This is a genomic window from Pseudomonas tehranensis (assembly GCF_014268615.1).
In the GTDB taxonomy this organism is placed as follows: Bacteria; Pseudomonadota; Gammaproteobacteria; order Pseudomonadales; family Pseudomonadaceae; genus Aquipseudomonas; species Aquipseudomonas tehranensis.
Genome location: NZ_JABWQV010000009.1, coordinates 40,740 through 60,233, shown reverse-complemented (window position 1 = coordinate 60,233; position 19,494 = coordinate 40,740). Strand labels below are relative to the sequence as shown.

General features: G+C 63.0%; 21 protein-coding genes. 20 read left to right on the top strand and 1 reads right to left on the bottom strand.

Annotated elements, in window-relative coordinates; genetic code table 11:
- Positions 1-52 precede the first annotated feature (52 nt).
- Positions 53-823, bottom strand: coding sequence for a ParA family protein (locus HU811_RS04140; protein WP_092395612.1), 771 nt, complete (start codon positions 821-823; stop codon positions 53-55).
- 358 nt (positions 824-1,181) lie between these two features.
- Here HU811_RS04140 and HU811_RS04135 point away from each other — a divergent pair, with 358 nt between their 5' ends.
- From HU811_RS04135 to HU811_RS04040, 20 genes are all read left to right on the top strand, one after another.
- The gene (locus HU811_RS04135; protein WP_092396004.1) at positions 1,182-1,901 is read left to right on the top strand and encodes a beta-ketoacyl synthase chain length factor; all 720 of its coding nucleotides are present in this window, start codon (positions 1,182-1,184) and stop codon (positions 1,899-1,901) included.
- Positions 1,877-2,686 carry a lysophospholipid acyltransferase family protein gene (locus HU811_RS04130; RefSeq protein WP_186654166.1) on the top strand — a complete coding sequence of 270 codons (810 nt, stop codon included), beginning with the start codon at positions 1,877-1,879 and terminating at the stop codon, positions 2,684-2,686. The genes HU811_RS04135 and HU811_RS04130 overlap by 25 nt, the downstream gene beginning before the upstream one ends.
- A complete protein-coding gene (locus HU811_RS04125) occupies positions 2,667-2,927 on the top strand; it encodes a phosphopantetheine-binding protein (protein ID WP_047225937.1) in 261 nt (86 codons plus the stop codon). The genes HU811_RS04130 and HU811_RS04125 overlap by 20 nt, the downstream gene beginning before the upstream one ends.
- A 9-nt stretch (positions 2,928-2,936) precedes the next feature.
- Positions 2,937-3,191, top strand: a complete 255-nt coding sequence (locus HU811_RS04120; protein WP_030140951.1) for an acyl carrier protein — start codon at positions 2,937-2,939, stop codon at positions 3,189-3,191.
- Entirely contained in the window at positions 3,188-3,733 is a 546-nt protein-coding gene (locus HU811_RS04115; protein ID WP_186654163.1) for a COG4648 family protein, read from the top strand. The genes HU811_RS04120 and HU811_RS04115 overlap by 4 nt, the downstream gene beginning before the upstream one ends.
- The gene (locus HU811_RS04110) at positions 3,730-5,409 is read left to right on the top strand and encodes an ApeI family dehydratase (RefSeq protein ID WP_186654161.1); all 1,680 of its coding nucleotides are present in this window, start codon (positions 3,730-3,732) and stop codon (positions 5,407-5,409) included. The genes HU811_RS04115 and HU811_RS04110 overlap by 4 nt, the downstream gene beginning before the upstream one ends.
- 179 nt (positions 5,410-5,588) lie before the next feature.
- Positions 5,589-6,323, top strand: a complete 735-nt coding sequence (locus HU811_RS04105; RefSeq protein WP_186654158.1) for a glycosyltransferase family 2 protein — start codon at positions 5,589-5,591, stop codon at positions 6,321-6,323.
- Positions 6,320-7,264, top strand: coding sequence for a lysophospholipid acyltransferase family protein (locus HU811_RS04100; RefSeq protein WP_186654156.1), 945 nt, complete (start codon positions 6,320-6,322; stop codon positions 7,262-7,264). Before HU811_RS04105 ends, HU811_RS04100 begins: the two co-directional genes overlap by 4 nt.
- On the top strand, positions 7,245-8,789 hold the full coding sequence (locus HU811_RS04095) for an HAL/PAL/TAL family ammonia-lyase (RefSeq protein ID WP_186654154.1): 1,545 nt from the start codon (positions 7,245-7,247) through the stop codon (positions 8,787-8,789). Before HU811_RS04100 ends, HU811_RS04095 begins: the two co-directional genes overlap by 20 nt.
- Positions 8,782-9,207 (top strand): acyl-CoA thioesterase, encoded by a 426-nt coding sequence (locus HU811_RS04090; RefSeq protein ID WP_092452512.1) that lies wholly within the window; start codon positions 8,782-8,784, stop codon positions 9,205-9,207. The genes HU811_RS04095 and HU811_RS04090 overlap by 8 nt, the downstream gene beginning before the upstream one ends.
- Positions 9,204-9,797 (top strand): outer membrane lipoprotein carrier protein LolA, encoded by a 594-nt coding sequence (locus tag HU811_RS04085; protein WP_186654151.1) that lies wholly within the window; start codon positions 9,204-9,206, stop codon positions 9,795-9,797. The genes HU811_RS04090 and HU811_RS04085 overlap by 4 nt, the downstream gene beginning before the upstream one ends.
- Positions 9,781-12,120: an MMPL family transporter gene (locus HU811_RS04080; protein WP_186654148.1), complete on the top strand. Its 2,340-nt coding sequence runs from the start codon at positions 9,781-9,783 to the stop codon at positions 12,118-12,120. Before HU811_RS04085 ends, HU811_RS04080 begins: the two co-directional genes overlap by 17 nt.
- Positions 12,117-13,274 (top strand): cation:proton antiporter, encoded by a 1,158-nt coding sequence (locus HU811_RS04075; RefSeq protein WP_186654145.1) that lies wholly within the window; start codon positions 12,117-12,119, stop codon positions 13,272-13,274. Before HU811_RS04080 ends, HU811_RS04075 begins: the two co-directional genes overlap by 4 nt.
- A complete protein-coding gene (locus HU811_RS04070) occupies positions 13,261-14,508 on the top strand; it encodes an NAD(P)/FAD-dependent oxidoreductase (protein ID WP_186654143.1) in 1,248 nt (415 codons plus the stop codon). The genes HU811_RS04075 and HU811_RS04070 overlap by 14 nt, the downstream gene beginning before the upstream one ends.
- Positions 14,509-14,518: 10 nt before the next feature.
- Complete coding sequence (locus tag HU811_RS04065) at positions 14,519-15,247, top strand: class I SAM-dependent methyltransferase (RefSeq protein ID WP_186654140.1); 729 nt, start codon at positions 14,519-14,521, stop codon at positions 15,245-15,247.
- Positions 15,244-15,726 carry a DUF3261 domain-containing protein gene (locus HU811_RS04060; RefSeq protein WP_092395586.1) on the top strand — a complete coding sequence of 161 codons (483 nt, stop codon included), beginning with the start codon at positions 15,244-15,246 and terminating at the stop codon, positions 15,724-15,726. Before HU811_RS04065 ends, HU811_RS04060 begins: the two co-directional genes overlap by 4 nt.
- Positions 15,723-16,919, top strand: coding sequence for a beta-ketoacyl-[acyl-carrier-protein] synthase family protein (locus tag HU811_RS04055; RefSeq protein WP_186654138.1), 1,197 nt, complete (start codon positions 15,723-15,725; stop codon positions 16,917-16,919). Before HU811_RS04060 ends, HU811_RS04055 begins: the two co-directional genes overlap by 4 nt.
- Positions 16,916-17,383 (top strand): hotdog family protein, encoded by a 468-nt coding sequence (locus HU811_RS04050; RefSeq protein ID WP_047225951.1) that lies wholly within the window; start codon positions 16,916-16,918, stop codon positions 17,381-17,383. The genes HU811_RS04055 and HU811_RS04050 overlap by 4 nt, the downstream gene beginning before the upstream one ends.
- Positions 17,380-18,108, top strand: a complete 729-nt coding sequence (fabG, locus tag HU811_RS04045) for a 3-oxoacyl-ACP reductase FabG (RefSeq protein ID WP_092395580.1) — start codon at positions 17,380-17,382, stop codon at positions 18,106-18,108. Before HU811_RS04050 ends, fabG begins: the two co-directional genes overlap by 4 nt.
- The gene (locus HU811_RS04040; protein ID WP_186654135.1) at positions 18,108-19,334 is read left to right on the top strand and encodes a beta-ketoacyl-ACP synthase; all 1,227 of its coding nucleotides are present in this window, start codon (positions 18,108-18,110) and stop codon (positions 19,332-19,334) included. The genes fabG and HU811_RS04040 overlap by 1 nt, the downstream gene beginning before the upstream one ends.
- Positions 19,335-19,494 lie beyond the last annotated feature (160 nt).

Here is a 19,494-nt window from a genome sequence, read left to right as displayed (position 1 = left end):
CACCGCATTCGCGAGCAAGCCCGCTCCCACCTTGGTTTGGCACGGGCCAGAATCAGGCGCTTTCCAGCAAGCTATGCAACTCCATGAACTGCTGGGTCAGCTTGTGACGCGGGTCCAGATGGATCAGTGGCAAGCTCGCCTGATGGGATTCACGCATGCGCACCGAGCTGCTCAGGTACACCGGTAGAACCGGCAAGCCTTCGGCAATGAGCTCGTCAAGGATCTGCTGCGGCAGGCTGGCCCGCGCCTGGAACTGATTGACGACGATGCCTTCGACCTCAAGCCCTTCGTTGTGGTCGTCCTTGAGTTCTTCTATTTCCGCCAACAGCCCGTACAACGCCTGACGGGAAAAACTATCGCAATCGAAGGGAATCAGCACACGATCAGCGGCGATCAGTGCCGAAACCGCATAGAAATTCAAAGCGGGCGGGGTATCCAGATAAATCCGGTCGTAATCCTCATCCAGCTCTTCGAGCAACTTGCGCAGTTTGTTGATCTTGTGTTTCGCCTCAAGCTTGGGTTGCAGATCCGTCAGCTCGGCGGTGGCGGTGATGACGTGCAGGTTGTCGAATGGCGTTTCGTAGATATCCACCTTGTTCTTTTTCGAGAAGGGCCCGGACGACAGGGTTTGCTTGAAGAAATCGGCAATCCCCATGGGGATGTCGTCGCCGGTAAGGCCCGTCAGGTATTGAGTGGAATTGGCCTGGGCATCCAGGTCCACCAACAGCGTGCGATACCCCTCGCTGGCACTGACCGCTGCCAGATTGCAGGCGATGCTGGACTTGCCCACGCCACCTTTCTGATTGAACACCACGCGCCGCATGTCAAAACCTCCGTGTATCAAAGATTCCCGAGTGTAGTAGGCCACGATACCGCTTCGCTACCTTCGGTGTGGCCGGACCACAAGGTCGGTGGCTTTTTCGAACAATGGAGCATCCATTCACCTCGATAATCAGAGAAACATCCGACAGACATGCTCGTCATAATCGCGACAATGGCTCTTGTCTGCGCCTGGACGAACGAACCGGTACATTTCGCTGAGCAAAATGTAACCAGCATTTGCTACAAGCCAACCGCACCCGGATAATGCGCGCCACTTGGGTCGCAAGACCATGCAGGGTTGGACGCGGGTCAAACCACTGAACCGTGACAATAAAAGCCCGCAGGGGTGGGGTGTATTTGTGATCAATTTCAACATCGCCCAATGGCGCGCGTGGGCCCCTGGGCTCGAAAGCGTGGACGACTGGCAGGCATGGAGCCGACAGCCGGTCGTGTTGCCCGCCAGCGATGCCGCCCCTGACGTTTCGTTTCTGCCGGCCATGCAGCGCCGTCGCCTCAGTCGCCTGGCGCGGATGGCTTTCAGCGTGGGCTGGCCACTGGCCGAAGGCCGGCCGAACCTGCCGTTGGTCTTTATTTCCCGCCATGGCGAAACCCCGCGCACGTTTGAGATTCTCAAGGACCTGGCAGCCAACCAACCGTTATCGCCGACTCAATTCAGCCTGTCGGTGCATAACGCCGTGATCGGGCTGTGGTCGATCCTGCGCGGCGAAACCAGCGAAATGACCGCCCTGGCGGCCACGGGCGACGGGCTGGAACACGGGATCCTGGAAGCCGTCGCGCTGCTGAACGAGGGAGCGGCGGCGGTGCTGCTGGTGATCGCCGAAGAGCAGCCACCCCAGGTCTACGCTCCCTGGGTCAACGATGTGCCCTTCCCCTATGCAGTGGGCTTGCTGTTGACTCCAGGCGACGATTGGCAACTGGACCTGTCCACCCAGACCGATCAAAGGCCCGCCAGCGACTGGCCCCATGCCCTGGGTTTGTTGCGTACGCTGCTGAACAACCTATCCACCTGCCAACATGCCTGGAAGAATCGTGTATGGACCTGGCAACGCAACCGGTGAACGGTAAACATCGCGACGCCTACTACTGGCGCCTGATCGCGACCGCGGCAAGCTTCGTCCTGTTCGGGCTGGGCGGGCTGTGCCTGCGATTGCTGGTGTTTCCACTGTTGACCTGGCTGCCCGGCGACGCCCAGGCCCACCGCCTGCGAGCCCGCCGTACCGTGGGGCGATTGTTCTGGTTCTTTATCCGTTTCATGGCCCGCACCGGCGTGCTCACGTACCAGATCGACGGTGCGGAGAAACTCGGTCGCCCCGGGCAAATGATCATCGCCAACCATCCGTCGCTGATCGACGTGGTGTTCCTGATCGGCCTGGTGCGCGACGCCAACTGCGTGGTCAAGCAGAGCCTGTGGGACAACCCCTTCACCCGCGGCCCGCTGCGCTCGACCCAATACATCAGCAACGACGGCAGCATGGACATGCTCGATGCCGCCAGCAACGCCCTGCAGGACGGCCAGAGCCTGATCGTGTTCCCCGAAGGCACCCGTACTCGGCCAGGCCAACCGCCGGCCTTTCATCGGGGCGCAGCGGCCATCGCGCTGCGAGGTGCGAAAATCCTCACTCCGGTGACCATCAAGGTCAGCCCCACCACTTTGACCAAGGCCGATCCCTGGTATCGCATCCCTCAGCGCCGCGTGCACTTCAGTTTCCGCGTGGGGGCCGATATAGATCCACAGGCGTTCGCCGCGCTCGGCCCTGCGCCGCAGGCTTCGCGCAGGCTCAACGATTTTCTGCATCACTATTACATCAAGGAGCTCGCCGAAGATGAGCGATCTGCACCATGACATCAAACAGCTGATCATTGATGCCCTCGGCCTGGAGGACATCAGCACCGACGATATCGGCGACCATCAGACCCTCTTCGGCGAAGGCCTGGGCCTGGACTCGGTGGATGCCCTGGAGCTGGGCCTGGCGATCCAAAGAGAGTACGGCATCAAGATCGATGCCGATGCCAAGGACACCCGCAACCATTTCAGCAATGTGGCAAGCCTTGCGGCCTTCGTCACTGCAAATCGCGTAGCCTGAGACCGGACCATGCAAACTCGTGACGACATTTTCAACACCCTGCGCGATGCTCTGGTCGAGCTTTTCGAGCTGGACCCTGAGCGCGTGACACTGGAGTCGAACCTGTACCAGGACCTGGAAATCGACAGCATCGACGCGGTCGACCTGATCGATCACATCAAGCGCCAGACCGGCAAGAAGATCGCCGCCGAAGAATTCAAGTCGGTGCGCACCGTCAACGACGTGGTCGAGGCGGTCTATCGACTGGTTCAACCGGCCGCATGACCCGGCTGATTGGCCTAGGCCTGCTGCTGGTGGGCCTGTTGTACCCCTTTGCGGTGTATTTCGGCATGGAGTATTTCGCCCCATGGCAGTTCGGCCTGCTGCTGGGTAGCCTGTGGCTGGCCCGGACTTTGCTCGGCAAAGGCGGGCCCGGCAGCCGCTGGATGGCGGTTACCGCGATTGCCTTCAGTGTATTGCTCGCGCTGTTCGACAGCCCGCTCCTGCTGCGCTGGTATCCGGTGCTGATCAGCGCCTTCATGCTCGGGCTGTTCACCCTGAGCCTGAAATACGGTCCGCCGATGGTCGAGCGCCTGGCGCGCCTGCGCGAACCGCAGCTACCGGCCAACGCGGTGGTGTATACCCGCCAGGTCACGGTGGTCTGGAGTGTGTTTTTCCTGTGTAACGGCTTGCTCGCCGCCGCCCTGACCCTCTGGGCGCCGCTGAGCTGGTGGATGTTGTACACCGGCCTGATTTCCTACGGATTGATGGGGCTGCTGTTTGCCATTGAATGGCTTATACGACAACGGGTAAGAGGCCGCCCATGAATTGGATAACACTTGAGCAGATGTTGCTCACAGCCCAGCCGGAACGTGCTGTGGCCGTCGACCCGGCGCTGAGCCACTCGCAACTGCGGGACGCGGCGCTGAGCCTGGCCGCTGGTCTGCAGGCCCGCGGCGTACGGCGCCTAGCGGTGCACCTGGAAGACGCCGCCGACCTGGCGGTGGCCCTGCTCGGTGCCTGGCGCGCCGGGGCCAGCGTCCTGCTTCCCGCCGACCTGCAAGCCCAGACCCGCCAGCGCTGGTCGGCGGACGTCGACCTGTGGTTGACCGATCAACCCACGGACATCCGTCTCGACGATCTGCGACTAGCCCCCCTTGAGGCCACTGAATTGGACCTCGATCAGTGCTGCCTGAGCCTGTGCACCTCCGGGTCAAGCGGCGAGCCCAAGCGCATCGAGAAAACCCTGCGTCAGTTGAGTAACGAAGTCCAGGCTCTGGAGCAATTGTGGGGTGCCGACCTGGGCCCGGCCTGCATGATCGGCAGCGTCGCTACCCAGCACATCTATGGCCTGCTGTTTCGGGTGCTGTGGCCGCTGTGCGCCGGGCGTACATTCGTGCGCCGGCAACTGGCCTTTCCCGAAGACCTGCAACGCGCCAGCCGTCAGTATCCGGCTTTTGCCTGGGTCGCCAGCCCGGCCTTGCTCAAGCGCATGGGCGATAACCTCGACTGGCCAGCATTGAGCTGCGTACGCCGGGTATTTTCCTCTGGAGGAGCCTTGCCGACCGAGGCTGCCCAAAGCCTGCACCAGCGACTGGGGCAATGGCCGACAGAAATCTTTGGCAGTTCGGAAACCGGCGGCATCGCCTGGCGTCAGGGCGCAGGCTTATGGCAGCCCTTCGCCGACGTAAAGCTGAGCCAGGACAGTGACGGCGCCTTGCTGATCGCCTCACCTTATCTGCCGGCCGGACATGTGGAACACACCGCCGACGCAGCGCGGATCGCCGAGGATGGACGCTTCGAACTGCTCGGACGGCTGGATCGCATCGTCAAGCTTGAAGAAAAACGCATCTCACTGCCCATGCTGGAACAGGCGTTGATGGCCCACGACTGGGTCAGCGAAGCCCGAATGGGGGTGGTCCAGGAAAATCGCGCCTCCCTCGGGGCGCTGCTGGTGCTGAGCGAAAGCGGCCTGCACGCCTTGCGCAACCTGGGTCGACGCGCCGTGACCGAGGCCTTGCGTCGTCACTTGAGCGAACACTGCGAAACCCTCGCCTTGCCTCGGCGCTGGCGCTGGCTGCGGCAGTTGCCGCTCAACGCCCAAGGCAAGCTGCCCCAGGCCGAAGTCGAAGCCCTGCTGATGGCTGCGCGCCCCAAAGCCCCGCAAGTGCTCGAACAGGTCGAAACCGACGGGCAATGGAGCCTGCAACTGCTAGTGCCCCCGGACCTGGCGTATTTCAGCGGCCACTTTCCCACCGCACCGGTACTGCCCGGTGTGGTGCAGGTCGACTGGGCCTTGAGCCTGGGCCGACAACTGATGGACCTGCCACCGCGGTTCGTCGGCATGGAAGTGCTGAAGTTCCAGCAACTGATGCGCCCCGGCGATGAAATCCAGCTGCACCTGCGTTTCGACCGCGAGCGCGGCAAGCTGTATTTCGCTTATCGCAATGACACGGCGGCCTGTTCGAGTGGGCGGATCGTCCTGGGGGTGGCCGATGATTAATCGCACCGCCCTCCTGTGGCGAGGGCGCTTGCTCCCGCGGGGTTACGTAGGAGCTGTCGAGTGCAACGAGGCTGCGATCTTGTCCCTATCAATTGAGTGCAAAGCGAAAGATCAAAGGATCGCAGCCTTCGGCAGCGCCTACAGTGCCAGCAAGCTCCCCCGTCAAAAGGGTAGGTTCTATGCATAACCCCTGCGCCGTCATCCCGGTCTACAACCACGAAACCGCCATCGCGACCGTGGTGCAGGCACTGCTCGCCGACGGTTTGCCCTGCGTGCTGGTGGACGACGCCAGCAGCCCGGCCTGCGCGGCGGTATTGGAGCGGCTGGCCGAGGGCGAGCAGGTTCATCTGGTCAGGCTGGCAATCAATCAAGGCAAGGGTGGCGCGGTGATGACCGGTCTGCGGGAAGCGTCGCGCCTGGGCTTCAGCCACGCCCTGCAGGTCGATGCCGACGGGCAACACGATCTTGGCGACGTGAGGAACTTCATCGAGCAATCCCGCGCCCACCCGCAGGCGCTGATCTGCGGTTATCCGCAATACGATGAAAGCGTGCCCAAAGGCCGCTTGTATGCACGCTACCTGACGCATGTCATGGTCTGGATCAACAGCCTGTCCCTGCAAATCCGCGACTCGATGTGCGGGTTTCGGGTCTACCCCTTGCCACCGGTCCTGACGCTGATCGATTCGGCGAACATTGGCAAGCGCATGGATTTCGACTCCGACATCCTGGTGCGCCTGGCCTGGCGCAATCAACCGATGCGCTGGGTGCGTACCCGGGTTCACTACCCCTTGGACGGGGTTTCGCACTTTCGCCTGTTCCACGACAACGTACTGATTTCCAGCATGCACACCCGGTTGTTCTTCGGCATGCTGGTGCGCTCTCCCCTGATTCTCTGGCGACGGTGGCGAACATGAGCCTTGAGACAGACAAGCAGCACTGGGCCGACCGCCAGGAGCGCGGCAGTTTCTGGCTGATGAAACTCACTGCGTTCGCCGCCAAGGTATTGGGCCGCCGCTTATTGAGCCCGTTGCTCTACGGCATCGTCCTGTACTTCTTCATTTTCGGCCGCAGCGCCCGGCAGGCAGCCTGGCAATACCAGCAGCACCTGGCCGACTGGAGCGGCCGCACCGAGCTGCGCCCCAGCCATTGGCGAGTGTTCGGGCAGTTCATGGCGTTTGCCGACTCCCTGCTGGACAAGCTCGACGTCTGGAACGGCAAACTGAGCCTGGAACAGATCGACATCGTCGATCCGGCATTGCTGCGCAATCACTTGCGCGATGGCCGTGGGCAGATGCTGGTGGGGGCGCACCTGGGCAACCTGGAAATGTGCCGGGCCCTGGCCGAGCTGGGCGAGAAAGTGACCATGAACGTGCTGGTGCACACCAAGCACGCCGAACAGTTCAATCGTTTGCTGGGGGAAGCCGGCGCCACGCATCTGCGGCTGATCCAGGTCAGCGAGCTGGACCCGGTGATCATGCTGCAACTGAGCGAACGCCTGGAGCGCGGCGAGTGGCTGGCGATCGCCGGCGACCGCATCCCGCTGCACGGCGCACGCACCGTGACCGTGGACTTCATGGGGCGCCCGGCGGCATTTCCCCAAGGGCCCTGGCTGCTGGCCGGGCTGCTCAAATGCCCGATCAACCTGCTGATGTGCCTCAAGCACGAGGGGCGCTATCGAGTCACCCTCGAACCCTTTGCCGAGGCGGTGGTGTGGAAACGCAGCGACCGCGAGCAGGTCATCACCCATTGGGCCGGCCTCTACGCCCAGCGCCTGGCGCACTATTGCCTCCAGGCACCGCAACAGTGGTTCAACTTTTACCCTTTCTGGAAGACCGATGACGATGCCCACTCTTGAGCCGGTAACTTTCGGCGAACACCCCTTGCGCATCGAGGACGTACTGGCCCTGGCCAATCGTCAGGTGCAGACGCGGTTGCAGGATGATCCGGCATTCCGCCAGCGCATCGCCAAGGGTGCGCAATTCCTCGACTCTTTGCTGGACAAGGAAGGCGTGATCTACGGCGTGACCACCGGTTACGGCGACTCCTGCGTGGTAGCCGTGCCGTTGCACCACGTCGAGGCCCTGCCCCGTCACTTGTATACGTTCCACGGTTGCGGCCTGGGCAAACTGCTGGACCCGCAGGCCACCCGCGCCGTGCTGGCCGCGCGATTGCAGTCACTGTGCCACGGCGTGTCCGGGGTGCGCGTGGAACTGCTGGAGCGGCTCCAGGCCTTTCTCGAACATGACATCCTGCCGCTGATTCCGGAAGAAGGCTCGGTGGGCGCCAGCGGAGACCTGACGCCCCTGTCCTATGTCGCCGCCACCCTCTCCGGCGAACGGGAAGTGATGTACCGCGACGAACGTCGGCTCGCCGCCGATGTGCATCGCGAACTGGGCTGGACGCCGCTGGTGCTGCGGCCCAAGGAAGCCCTGGCGCTGATGAACGGCACCGCCGTGATGACCGGCCTGGCCTGCCTGGCCTTTGCCCGCGCCGACTACCTGTTGCAACTGGCGACCCGCATCACCGCGCTGAACGTGGTCGCGCTGCAAGGCAACCCGGAGCACTTCGACGAGCGCCTGTTCGCCGCCAAGCCGCATCCGGGGCAGATGCAAGTGGCCGCGTGGCTGCGCAAAGACCTGGCGATCGACGCCCCCACCGCGCCGCTGCATCGCCTGCAGGATCGCTACTCCCTGCGCTGCGCCCCCCACGTGCTCGGCGTGCTGGCCGACAGTCTGAACTGGTTACGTTCATTCATCGAAATCGAGCTCAACAGCGCCAACGACAACCCGATCATCGATGCCGAAGCCGAGCGCGTACTGCACGGCGGGCATTTCTATGGCGGGCATATCGCCTTTGCCATGGACAGCCTCAAGAATCTGGTGGCCAACGTCGCCGATCTGCTGGACCGCCAGCTCGCGCTATTGGTCGACGAACGCTACAACCACGGTTTGCCAAGCAACCTGTCCGGCGCCAGCGCCGAGCGAGCGATGCTCAACCATGGCTTCAAGGCGGTGCAGATCGGCACCAGCGCCTGGACCGCCGAAGCCTTGAAAAACACCATGCCGGCCAGCGTGTTCTCGCGCTCCACCGAATGCCACAACCAGGACAAAGTGAGCATGGGCACCATCGCTGCCCGGGATGCGATCCGCGTGCTGGAACTGACCGAACAAGTGGCCGCCGCGACACTGCTGGCCGCCAACCAGGGCGTGTGGTTGCGCAGCCGTGCCGAAGATGCCCGACCGCTGCCGCCGGCCCTGGCCGACATGCACGAACAACTGGCTGTGGATTTCCCGCCGGTCATCGAAGACCGGGCCTTGGAAGGCGAATTGCGCCTGTGCCTGCAGCGCATCGCCGAGCAACACTGGAGGCTGCATGCGTAGCCAAGGGGTGTTGCACGTCGAAACGCAGATCGTGGTGCCGTTTTTCGATGTCGATTCGATGAACGTGGTCTGGCACGGTCACTACGTCAAGTACCTGGAAGTGGCCCGCTGCGCCTTGCTCGACCTGATCGGCCACAACTACAACGACATGCTCGCCTCCGGCCATGCCTGGCCGGTGATCGACCTGCAACTGCGCTACGTGCGCAGCGCCGTGTTCGGTCAGACCCTGACCGTGCGCGCCAGCCTGGTGGAATGGGAAAACCGCCTGAAGATCAATTACCTGATCAGCGACGCGAGCACCGGCGAACGCCTGACCCGCGCCAGCTCGGTGCAAGTGGCGGTGGACGTCGCCAGTCGCGAAATGCTATTGGCCTCACCGCGGGTCTTTGTCCAAGCCGTCGAGAGGAAACTACCGTGAAGCGCCTGTTCATCTGGTTGCTGCTGGGGGGCCTGTCGCCCTTGGCCCAGGCGTTCGACTTGCAACAGTTGAGCGAACAACTGGCGCGCCCGGACGTGATCCACGGCCAGTTCATCCAGGAAAAGCACCTGCGCGCCCTGCCCCAGCCGCTCACCAGCAAGGGCCGCTTCGTATTGGCAAAAAACCATGGCCTGCTGTGGCTGCTGCAAACCCCGCTGCAGCAGGATTACCGCATCACCCCCCAGGGAATCGCCCGGCGCGATGGCGGCACCTGGCAGACACTGCCGAACAAGAGTGCCGGCGCCGAGCAGAATCGTCTGTTCCTTGCGGTGTTACAGGGCGACAGCAGCGGCCTGCAGCGGGACTTCGACCTCAATCTGTCGGGCCAACCGCAGCAGTGGAAACTCACCTTGACCCCGCGCTCGGTGCTGCTCAAACAAATCTTCAAGCAGATCAACATCGATGGCGGCGAACTGGTGCAGCGCATCGAACTGCTGGAAACCCAGGGTGACCGTACCGTGCTGCGCATGCAGGACAGCACCCACACGAAAGCCTTGAGCGAAGCGGAGCAACATGACTTTGCCGAGTGAACACAGGCTTCCGCGGCTGTTCCTGATTCTGCTGTTGGCGGTACTGGCGCTGGCCGGTTGGCAGTGGCGCAATGGCGCGCCGCTGTCGGCCAACCTCATGGAGCTGGTGCCCGGTACCGCTCCTGATGCGCTTGAACTCATCGCCGAACAACGCATGCAAGAACCCCTCAACCGCGAGGTGCTGCTACTGGTCGGGCACACCGAGCGCCAGCAGGCGATCACTCTGGCGCAAACCCTTGGCGAGCAGTGGCAGGCCAGCGGTTTGTTCGACAAGGTCCAGTGGACGTTGCAGGCCGACCTGCCGGCCTTGCGCACGCAATTGCTCGAAGGGCGACTGGCAATGCTCTCGGCAGCGGATCGGCAACAACTGATCGATCAGCCCCAGGCTTTCATCCAGCAACGGGTGCAGGCGCTCTTCGATCCATTCAGCGGCTTCAGCCTGGTGCCGAGCCAGGACGACTGGCTGGGCCTGACCGGGCGCATCCAGAACAGCCAGCCCCAACGCGGAGCGATACAGCTGGACGTGGGCAGCGGCGCGCTGATCGCTGAAGCCGACGGCAAACACTGGGTGCTGTTGCGAGCCCGCACCCATGGCAACGCTTTCGACATGGACCTGCCGCTGCAAGTGGCCGACCTGCTGCAACGCAGCCGTGCTCAGGCGGGCCAGACCCAAGGGCAATTGCTGGCGGCCAGCGGCCTGCTATACGCCGCCAGTGGTCAACAACAGGCTTCGCGGGAAATCACCTGGGTCGGCGGCGGGGCGACAATCGGCATTTTGCTATTGCTGTTGCTGGCCTTCCGACGCTTGCGAGCGTGGCTGGCATTCGTACCGGTACTGGTGGGCATTCTGTTCGGGGCGGTGGCCTGCGTGGCGCTGTTCGGTCGCATGCATGTCATGACCCTGGTGCTGGGTTCCAGCCTGATCGGTGTGGCGGTGGATTACCCGCTGCACTACCTGTCCAAAAGCTGGAGCCTCAAACCGTGGCGCAGTTGGTCGGCCCTGCGCCTAACCCTGCCAGGGCTGAGCCTGAGCCTGGCGACCACCTGCATCGGCTACCTAGCCCTGGCCTGGACGCCTTTCCCGGCCCTGACCCAGATCGCGATATTCTCCGCCGCCGGTTTGATCGGTGCTTACCTGACAGCGGTTTGCCTCTTGCCGGCGCTGCTCAAGGGCGTGGACTTACACCCGGCCCAGTGGCCGCTGCGGCTGTGCGAACACCTGCTCAGGGCGCGCGAAGCGTTGCTGGCGCGGGTGCGTACACCGGTCTTGTTGGGTCTCTTGCTGATTTTCTGCGCCGGCGGCCTCTGGCAACTGACCACGAAAAACGACATCCGCCAATGGATCGGCACGCCCGAGCAGTTGACCGACGAAGCCCAGGCCATCGCCCGTATCACCGGTTTCCAACCCACCAGCCAGTTTTTCCTGATCCGCGCCGATAACCAGTCACACCTACTGGAGCGTCAGACGGTGCTCAACGAGCGATTGGAGCAGTTGATTGCCCTGAAGAAGCTTGAGGGCTACCTGTCGCTGAACCAACTGCTCAGCCCTCCCGCCGAACAGCAGAAAGTGCGTGAAGCCCTGGCCCGGTTGCCGGCGTTCTGGCAACCGCTGCTGGACCTGGGCGTTCCGGTCAACGCACTGCAAACCGAACTGGCACAATTGCAGGCCTTGCCGGTGACCGACATCGATACCGCGCTGACCGGCCCCCTGGCCGAACCGTACCGCACACTCTGGCTCGGTCCAACGACAGACGGCGTGGCGGCGGTCGTCAGCCTGCAAGGTTTGAATGATGCAGCACTACTCAGGGTCCAGACGCTGGATCTGCCCGGCGTACAACTGGTCGATCGCCTGGGGGACCTGAACCGGGTCTTTGCCGCCACGCAAGTCAGCGCCGCCGAATTGAAACTGGCCTCCTGCGTGCTCATCCTGCTGTTATTGACCTGGCCGTTCGGCGTCGGCGGCGCCCTTCGCGTCGTCGCCCTGCCGTTGCTGGCGGCGCTGTGCAGCCTGGCGAGCCTCGGCTGGCTGGGCCAGCCGCTGACCCTTTTCGGGCTGTTCGGTCTGTTGCTGGTCACCGCCATCGGCGTCGATTACGCGATCCTGATGCGCGAACAGATTGGCGGCGCCGCGGTGAGCCTGCTGGGCACCCTGCTGGCGGCAGTCACCACCTGGTTGTCGTTCGGCCTGTTGGCAGTTTCCAGCACGCCGGCGGTGAGCAACTTCGGCCTGGCGGTCAGCCTGGGGCTGGCCTTCAGTTTCATGCTGGCGCCGTGGGCCGGGCATCAGGCCCACGCGACAGCGGTTACGGAGCCCGCCCAGTGATCATCCTGATGTTCTGGATCATGGCCCTGGGGCTGTTCGCAATGGCGACAGTCATAGGCCGTCGCTTCGGGCTAATCCCGATTGTCAGCCAATTGCTGTTGGCGACGTTTGGCCTGCCGTTGTTGATGTACTTCTGGATCGAGCCAGGCTGGCAGCTCAGCGGCGCGCAACTGGTGGCGCCGGTGTGGCTGAGCACTCTCTACAGCCTCGCCTTCGCCCTGTTGCTGGGGCACATCCTCAGCGACGTGATCGACCTGCGGCTGGACCGCCAGAGCGTGAAAGTCGCCCTGCCCAGCTTCGGCGTTCCCTTCGCCTGCGGTTTGGCGACCGCACTCTGGCTGCTGCCGCCACAGCCCTGGATCAGTTCCCTGGCGGTGGGGCTTCTGTTTGCGATCACCGCCATCCCGGTGCTGTACCTGTACCTGTGTCACATCAACTACCCGCCCGCCGCCACACGGCGCCTGGTGCAAACCGCGATTCTGATCGACTTGATTTGCTGGAGCCTGTTCGCCCTGGCCCAAGGCAGCCTGCACCTGGCCAGCCTGTTGCTGCCGTTGACCGGCGCCTGTGTGCCGCTGCTGTTGCGACTGCTTGGCCTGCGCCAGCCGCTGCTGCACAGCGGGATCTTTTTCGCCCTGCTGGTGGTGGCCGAACACTACCGGCTCAACGCGCTGATTGTCGGCATCGGTTATCTGCTGTGCATGGCCGCGCTCAAGGTGCCGCTGGTGTTGCCGCTCAACGCGAACTGGATGCAAGGTTTGCAGACCTACCTGGCGATCCCGCTGATCCTCACCTTCGGCATCGTGCAGATCAACGTCCATAGCGCCCTGAGTCGCCTCGATTGGCTGCAGATCGGCGCATTGCTGTTGTTACCCATCGCCAGCAAACTGCTGGGCAACTGGCTGGGACTGGGCTGGGCCGGGGCCTCGTTCCCTGGCGCCAGTCGCTGGCGCGAAAGTGTCTTGCTGAATATTCGCGGCTTGAGTGAAATCGTGTTCCTCAACCTGCTGCTACAACAACAGCTCATCAGCCCGGCGTTGTACTTTGCGCTGATGCTGATGGGTCTGATCGCGACATTGCTGCCGGCCCTGGCCGGCTTCCACCGTATTCCCTCGATTGCCGTCCCGGCCAGGAGCTCCAGTGCCAACAGTTGAAATGGAACGTCGACAGGTCGTCGTCATCGGCGCAGGCCCCTCTGGCGCTATCGCCGCCGCGCTGCTCAAGCGCAAGGGCCACGATGTGCTGGTCATTGAGCGCCAGCATTTCCCACGGTTTTCCATCGGCGAAAGCCTGTTGTCCCATTGCCTGGACTTCGTCGAAGAGGCCGGCATGCTCGACGCGGTGAATGCCGCCGGGTTTCAGCGCAAGAACGGCGCGGCGTTCGCCTGGGGCGAGCGCTACAGCGCCTTCGATTTCGGCGATACCTTCAGCAAAGGCAAGCCCACCACCTTCCAGGTGCAGCGCGCCGACTTCGACAAGCTGCTGGCCGATCAGGCGGCGCTGCAAGGTGTCGAGATCCGTTATGGGCAGGCCATCACCCGCGTCGACTTCACACTTGCCAGCCCACAACTGGGCGTGCAGCGCGAAGATGGCAGCGAGTACCTGGTCGAAGCCGACTTCGTTCTCGACGCCAGCGGCTATGGCCGGGTCCTGCCGCGCTTGCTGGACCTTGAGGCACCGTCGAATTTCCCGGTACGCCAAGCGGTATTCACCCACATTGAAGATCGCATCGACGCCCCGGCGTTCGATCGGGAAAAAATCCTGATCACCACCCACCCAAGCAAACGCGACGTATGGTTCTGGACCATTCCTTTCAGTGGCGGGCGCTGTTCGGTGGGTGTGGTCGCGGCGGCAGAGCATTTTGCCGGGCGTACCGACGACCTCGACGCCTGCCTGCGCGGTTTCATCGACGAAACCCCAAGCCTGGCCGGTGTGTTGAAGAATGCCGTGTGGGACACCCCGGCGAGAACCATCGGCGGTTACTCGGCCAATGTCACAACGCTGCATGGTCCCGGGTTCGCCCTGCTGGGCAACGCCGCGGAATTCCTCGACCCGGTGTTCTCTTCCGGCGTGACCATCGCCATGCGCTCAGCGAGCATGGCGGCGGGTGTACTGCATCGTCAGTTGCAAGGCGAACGCGTGGACTGGCAAAGCGAATTCGCCGAGCCACTCAAACGGGGCGTCGATACCTTCCGCTGCTACGTCGAAGGCTGGTACGCCGGCACCTTCCAGGATGTGATTTTCTACACCGACGGCTCACCAGACATTCGCCGCATGATCAGCGCGATCCTGGCCGGGTACGCCTGGGATGAGCGCAATCCGTTCGTCAGCGAACCCAAGCGGCGCCTGCGCATGCTGTCGGAAATCTGTGCGAGCCCGGCACCATGAGAAAGCAGCCATGAGCTACCTGAGCGACAACTACGTCGAAGAAACCCGCTTCGGCTTCTGGTTCCTGCGCAGCCACACCTGGCAGCACCATGTCCTGCGGGTGGCGATCAATGACCTGCGCAACCTATTCAGCGGCCCGTTGCCGGTGGCCCCGGTGCTGCTGGATGCCGGTTGCGGCCAGGGCAAATCGTTCCAATACCTGCGCCAGGTGTTCGCCCCGCAACGCCTGATCGGCGTCGACGCCGACCCCCATAGCCTGGACCTGAGCCTGGCGGAAGCTGCACGCCAAGGCATGGCCGTGGAACTGGTCGGCAGCGATTGCGCGACATTGACGGTGCCTGATGACAGCGTCGACCTGCTGTTCTGCCATCAAACCTTTCATCACCTGGTAGAGCAGGAAAGAGCCCTCGCCGAGTTCTATCGCGTGCTCAAGCCCGGCGGCTATCTGATGTTCGCGGAGTCCACTGCGGCCTACATCGATACCTGGGTGATCCGCTGGCTGTTCCGTCATCCCATGCATGTGCAAAAAAGTGCCGCGCAGTACCTGGAGATGATCCGCGGTCAGGGTTTCCAGTTCGAGGCCGCCAACGTCTCGTATCCCTATCTGTGGTGGAGCCGCGCCAAGGATTTCGGCCTTCTCGAACGCTTCGGCCTGCGCCGCCCGCGGCCCTTTGGTGAACGTGAGGAAACCCTGATCAATGTAGTGGCCCGTAAACCCGTTGAAGGGACTGCCGAATGATTCGTGCGCTGCTTTTTGGCTGCTTGCTGTTGCTCAGCGCCTGCGCCAGTCAGGCGCCGCTGCCGGAACGCACACCAACCCTGGCACTGCCGCTGCAGTTGCATGTCGAGCGGCAACTGGCCGGACAGCGCCAGGATTGGCTGCTGGTGATCCAGCGCGAAGGCGCCGGCATCCGCTGGTCAATGATGGACCCGCTGGGCATTCCCCTGGCCCGCCAACGCCTGGTGGACGGCCAATGGCAAGCCGACGGACTGCTGCCACCCAACGCTGAAGCCCGTGAGCTTTTCGCCGCGCTGCTGTTTGCCCTGACGCCCGAAACCGAACTGCCGGGCAACTACCCCACCGCCCGGCAAGAGGCTCGGCAACGAACCCTGGGCCAACGCTGGCAAGTGCGCTACAAGCAACCGCTGAATTTTGAACTGGGCCTGCACGAAGGCCCGCACTACCGCATCATGCCGTTGACCGAGAGCACCCCATGACCGCTTATTTAAATGCCCTTGGGGTGATTTGCGCCCTGGGCCGGGGTAAAGATGAAGTGGCGCGCAACCTGTTTGCCGGCGACTGCGGCGGCGTGCGCGTGCAGGATGGCTGGGTGGCCGAGCGCCAATTGCCGGTGGCCTCGGTACCCGGTGAACTCACTTGCATACCGCAATCGCTGATCGCGCATCGCAGCCGCAACAATCAGTTGTTGCTCGAAGCGGGGCTACAGATTCGCGGTGAGATCGATCAGGCCATCCAGACCTACGGTCGCGCTCGCATCGGCATCGTGCTGGGCACCAGCACCTCGGGCATCGATGAAGCCAGCCAGGGCATTGCCCATTACCTGCGTGAGCAGCACTTCCCCGACGGCTACGACTACCAGCAACAGGAGCTGAGCGCGCCGGCCAACTTCCTTTCCGACTGGCTGGACCTGAGCGGACCGTCCTATGTGATATCCACCGCCTGCACATCCAGCGCCCGGGCCTTGATGAGCGCCCGCCGCCTGCTCGACCTGGGCCTGTGCGATGCGGTGCTTTGCGGTGGCGTGGACAGCCTGTGCAAACTGACCCTCAACGGCTTTTCGGCCCTGGAAGCGGTATCGGGCGAGCGCTGTAATCCGTTTTCGGTCAACCGCAGCGGCATCAACATCGGCGAGGCCGCCGTGCTGTTTCTCATGAGCAGGACGCCAGGCCATCCGGCACCGATAGCCTTGCTGGGTGACGGCGCCAGCTCCGATGCCCACCATATTTCAGCGCCGGAGCCCAGTGGTCGCGGCGCCCGCCAGGCCATGGAAAAAGCCTTGCGTCGCGCCGGCCTGCAACCCGGCCAGATCGATTACCTGAACCTGCACGGCACCGCCACGCAACACAACGACGCCATGGAAAGCCAGGCAGTGGCCGGGCTGTTTCCAGCAGGAGTGCCCTGTTCGTCGACCAAGCCCATGACCGGCCATACCCTCGGGGCCGCCGGGGCGCTGGAAGCGGCGTTCTGCTGGTTGAGCCTGAGTGCGCAAAACACTGCCCATGCCTTGCCGCCTCATGTCTGGGACGGCCAGGCCGATCCTCAACTGCCGGCGTTGAAGTGGGTAACGACCAGCACCCGCCTGAACCCGACAGCACCGCGCCGCCTGATGAGCAACTCCTTCGCCTTCGGCGGCAACAACGTCAGCCTGATTATCGGAGACGCCCCATGATTGACTGGCCGCTCGCCGAACTGCTGCCCCACGCCGGCGACATGATTCTGATCGACCGCGTCCTGGCGTTCGATGATGAGCAAATCCACACCCTCGCCACCGTCAAGCCCGGCGGGTTGTTCAGCCGCGACGACGGCGGGCTGCCTGCCTGGGTCGGCATTGAGTTGATGGCCCAAAGCGTCGCCGCGTTTGCCGGTTGTCATGCACGCCGTCGCGGCGACGCCGTGGAGCTGGGTTTTTTGCTCGGCACCCGCAAGTTCGAATGCAATGTCGAATTTTTCCCGGCCGGGACCGAATTGACCATCCACGGTTTACGCTCGCTGGAAGACGACAACGGCATGGGCGTGTTCGAATGCCACATCAACGCCCCGGGCATTCATGCCATGGCCCGGTTGAATGTGTTCCGGCCACCTCAGCCAGCTCACTACCTTCATGAACCGTCCGCAACAGGAAATACGCCATGACTGAATCCGTACTGGTCACCGGCTCCAGCCGTGGCATCGGCCGTGCCATCGCCCTGCGCCTGGCCCAGGCCGGGCACGACATCGTGCTGCATTGCCGCAGCGGGCGCGCCGAGGCCGAGGCCGTCCAGGTCGAAATCCAGGCCCTGGGCCGCAATGCCCGGGTGCTGCAATTCGATGTGTCGGACCGCAGCGCGTGCAAAACCATTCTCGAAGCGGATGTAGAAACCCACGGCGCCTATTACGGCGTGGTGCTCAACGCCGGCCTGACCCGCGACGGCGCATTCCCCGCCTTGAGCGAGGACGATTGGGATGTGGTGATGCGGACCAACCTGGACGGTTTCTACAACGTCCTGCACCCGGTAATGATGCCGATGATCCGTCGGCGCGCCGCTGGGCGAATCGTTTGCATCACCTCCGTTTCGGGGCTGATCGGCAATCGCGGCCAGGTCAATTACAGCGCGTCGAAAGCCGGCCTGATCGGCGCGGCAAAGGCGTTGGCAATCGAGTTGGGCAAGCGCAAGATCACTGTCAATTGCGTCGCGCCCGGACTGATCGATACCGCCATGCTCGATGAAAACGTGCCCGTGGAAGAACTGATGAAAATGATCCCGGCCCAACGCATGGGCACCCCGGAAGAAGTTGCGGGCGCGGTGAATTTCCTGATGTCCGCCGAGGCCGGCTACATCACCCGGCAGGTCCTGGCCGTCAACGGAGGCCTGTGCTGATGAAGCGCGTCGTCGTTACCGGCATGGCCGGCATCACCTCTCTGGGCAGCGACTGGGAAACCATCGCCGCCAACTTCGCCGCCAATCGCAGCGGCATACGACGCATGGATGAATGGGACCGGTTCACCGAACTGAACACTCGCCTGGCCGGACCTGTCGATGATTTCCAGGTCCCGGCCCACTGGACGCGCAAACAACTGCGCAGCATGGGCCGGGTATCGCGCCTGGCCGTCGGCGCCGCGGAACAGGCCCTGGCTGATGCGGGGCTGTTGGGCGATGAGTCGATCAAGGACGGGCGCATGGGCGTGTCCTGTGGCTCGTCCACCGGCAGTACCGACGAGATCAAGGCGTTCGGCAACATGTTGCTCAACAGCGTGGCCGAAGGGCTGAACGCCAACTCCTATGTACGGATGATGCCCCACACCACGGCGGCCAATATCAGTATCTTCTTCGGGCTTACCGGACGGCTGATCCCCACCTCCAGCGCCTGCACCAGCGGCAGCCATGGCATCGGCTATGCCTATGAGGCGATCAAGTTCGGTCGCCTGCCGCTGATGCTCGCCGGTGGCGCGGAAGAACTTTGCCCGACCGAAGCGATGGTCTTCGATGCGCTGTACGCCACCAGCCTGAAAAATTATGCACCGCAGACCAGCCCGCGCCCCTATGACAAGGACCGCGATGGTCTGGTGATCGGTGAAGGCGCCGGCATGCTGGTACTTGAGGAGCTGGAACACGCCTTGGCCCGAGGAGCGCGAATCCATGCCGAAATCGTCGGCTTCGGCAGCAACGCCGACGGTCAACACGCTACCCGTCCCGAACTGAGCACCATGCGTCGGGCCATGGAACTGGCCCTGCAGGACGCCAACCTCGAGCCGTCTGCCATTGGCTACGTCAACGGCCATGGCACCGCCACCGAACAGGGCGACATCGCCGAAACCCTGGCCACCAGCAGCCTGTTTGGCGAACACATGCCCATCAGCTCGCAGAAGAGCTTTCTCGGGCATACCCTCGGCGCCTGCGGAGCCCTGGAATCGTGGTTCAGCATCGAAATGATGAACCGCGATCGCTACGTGCACACCTTCAACCTCGATGAGGTCGATCCCCAGTGCGGCAAGCTCGACTACCTGCGCAACGAGTTCAGGTCGATGAGCAACACGTACGTGATGAATAACAACTTTGCTTTTGGCGGGGTCAACACTTCGTTGATTTTCCGGCGCTGGCAGTGATTCGAAGGTAACCACAGGTGCCGCGCCCCACAAGCACTCTTGCCGTTTGTCGGGACTGTTATCTTTGACAGTACCGACAGATTTCGGATGGCTTCAATCTTTTAGAACCTGAAAAAGAGTAAGGCGGGTTAACGCTTCGATACCATCGCCTTAGCCATGG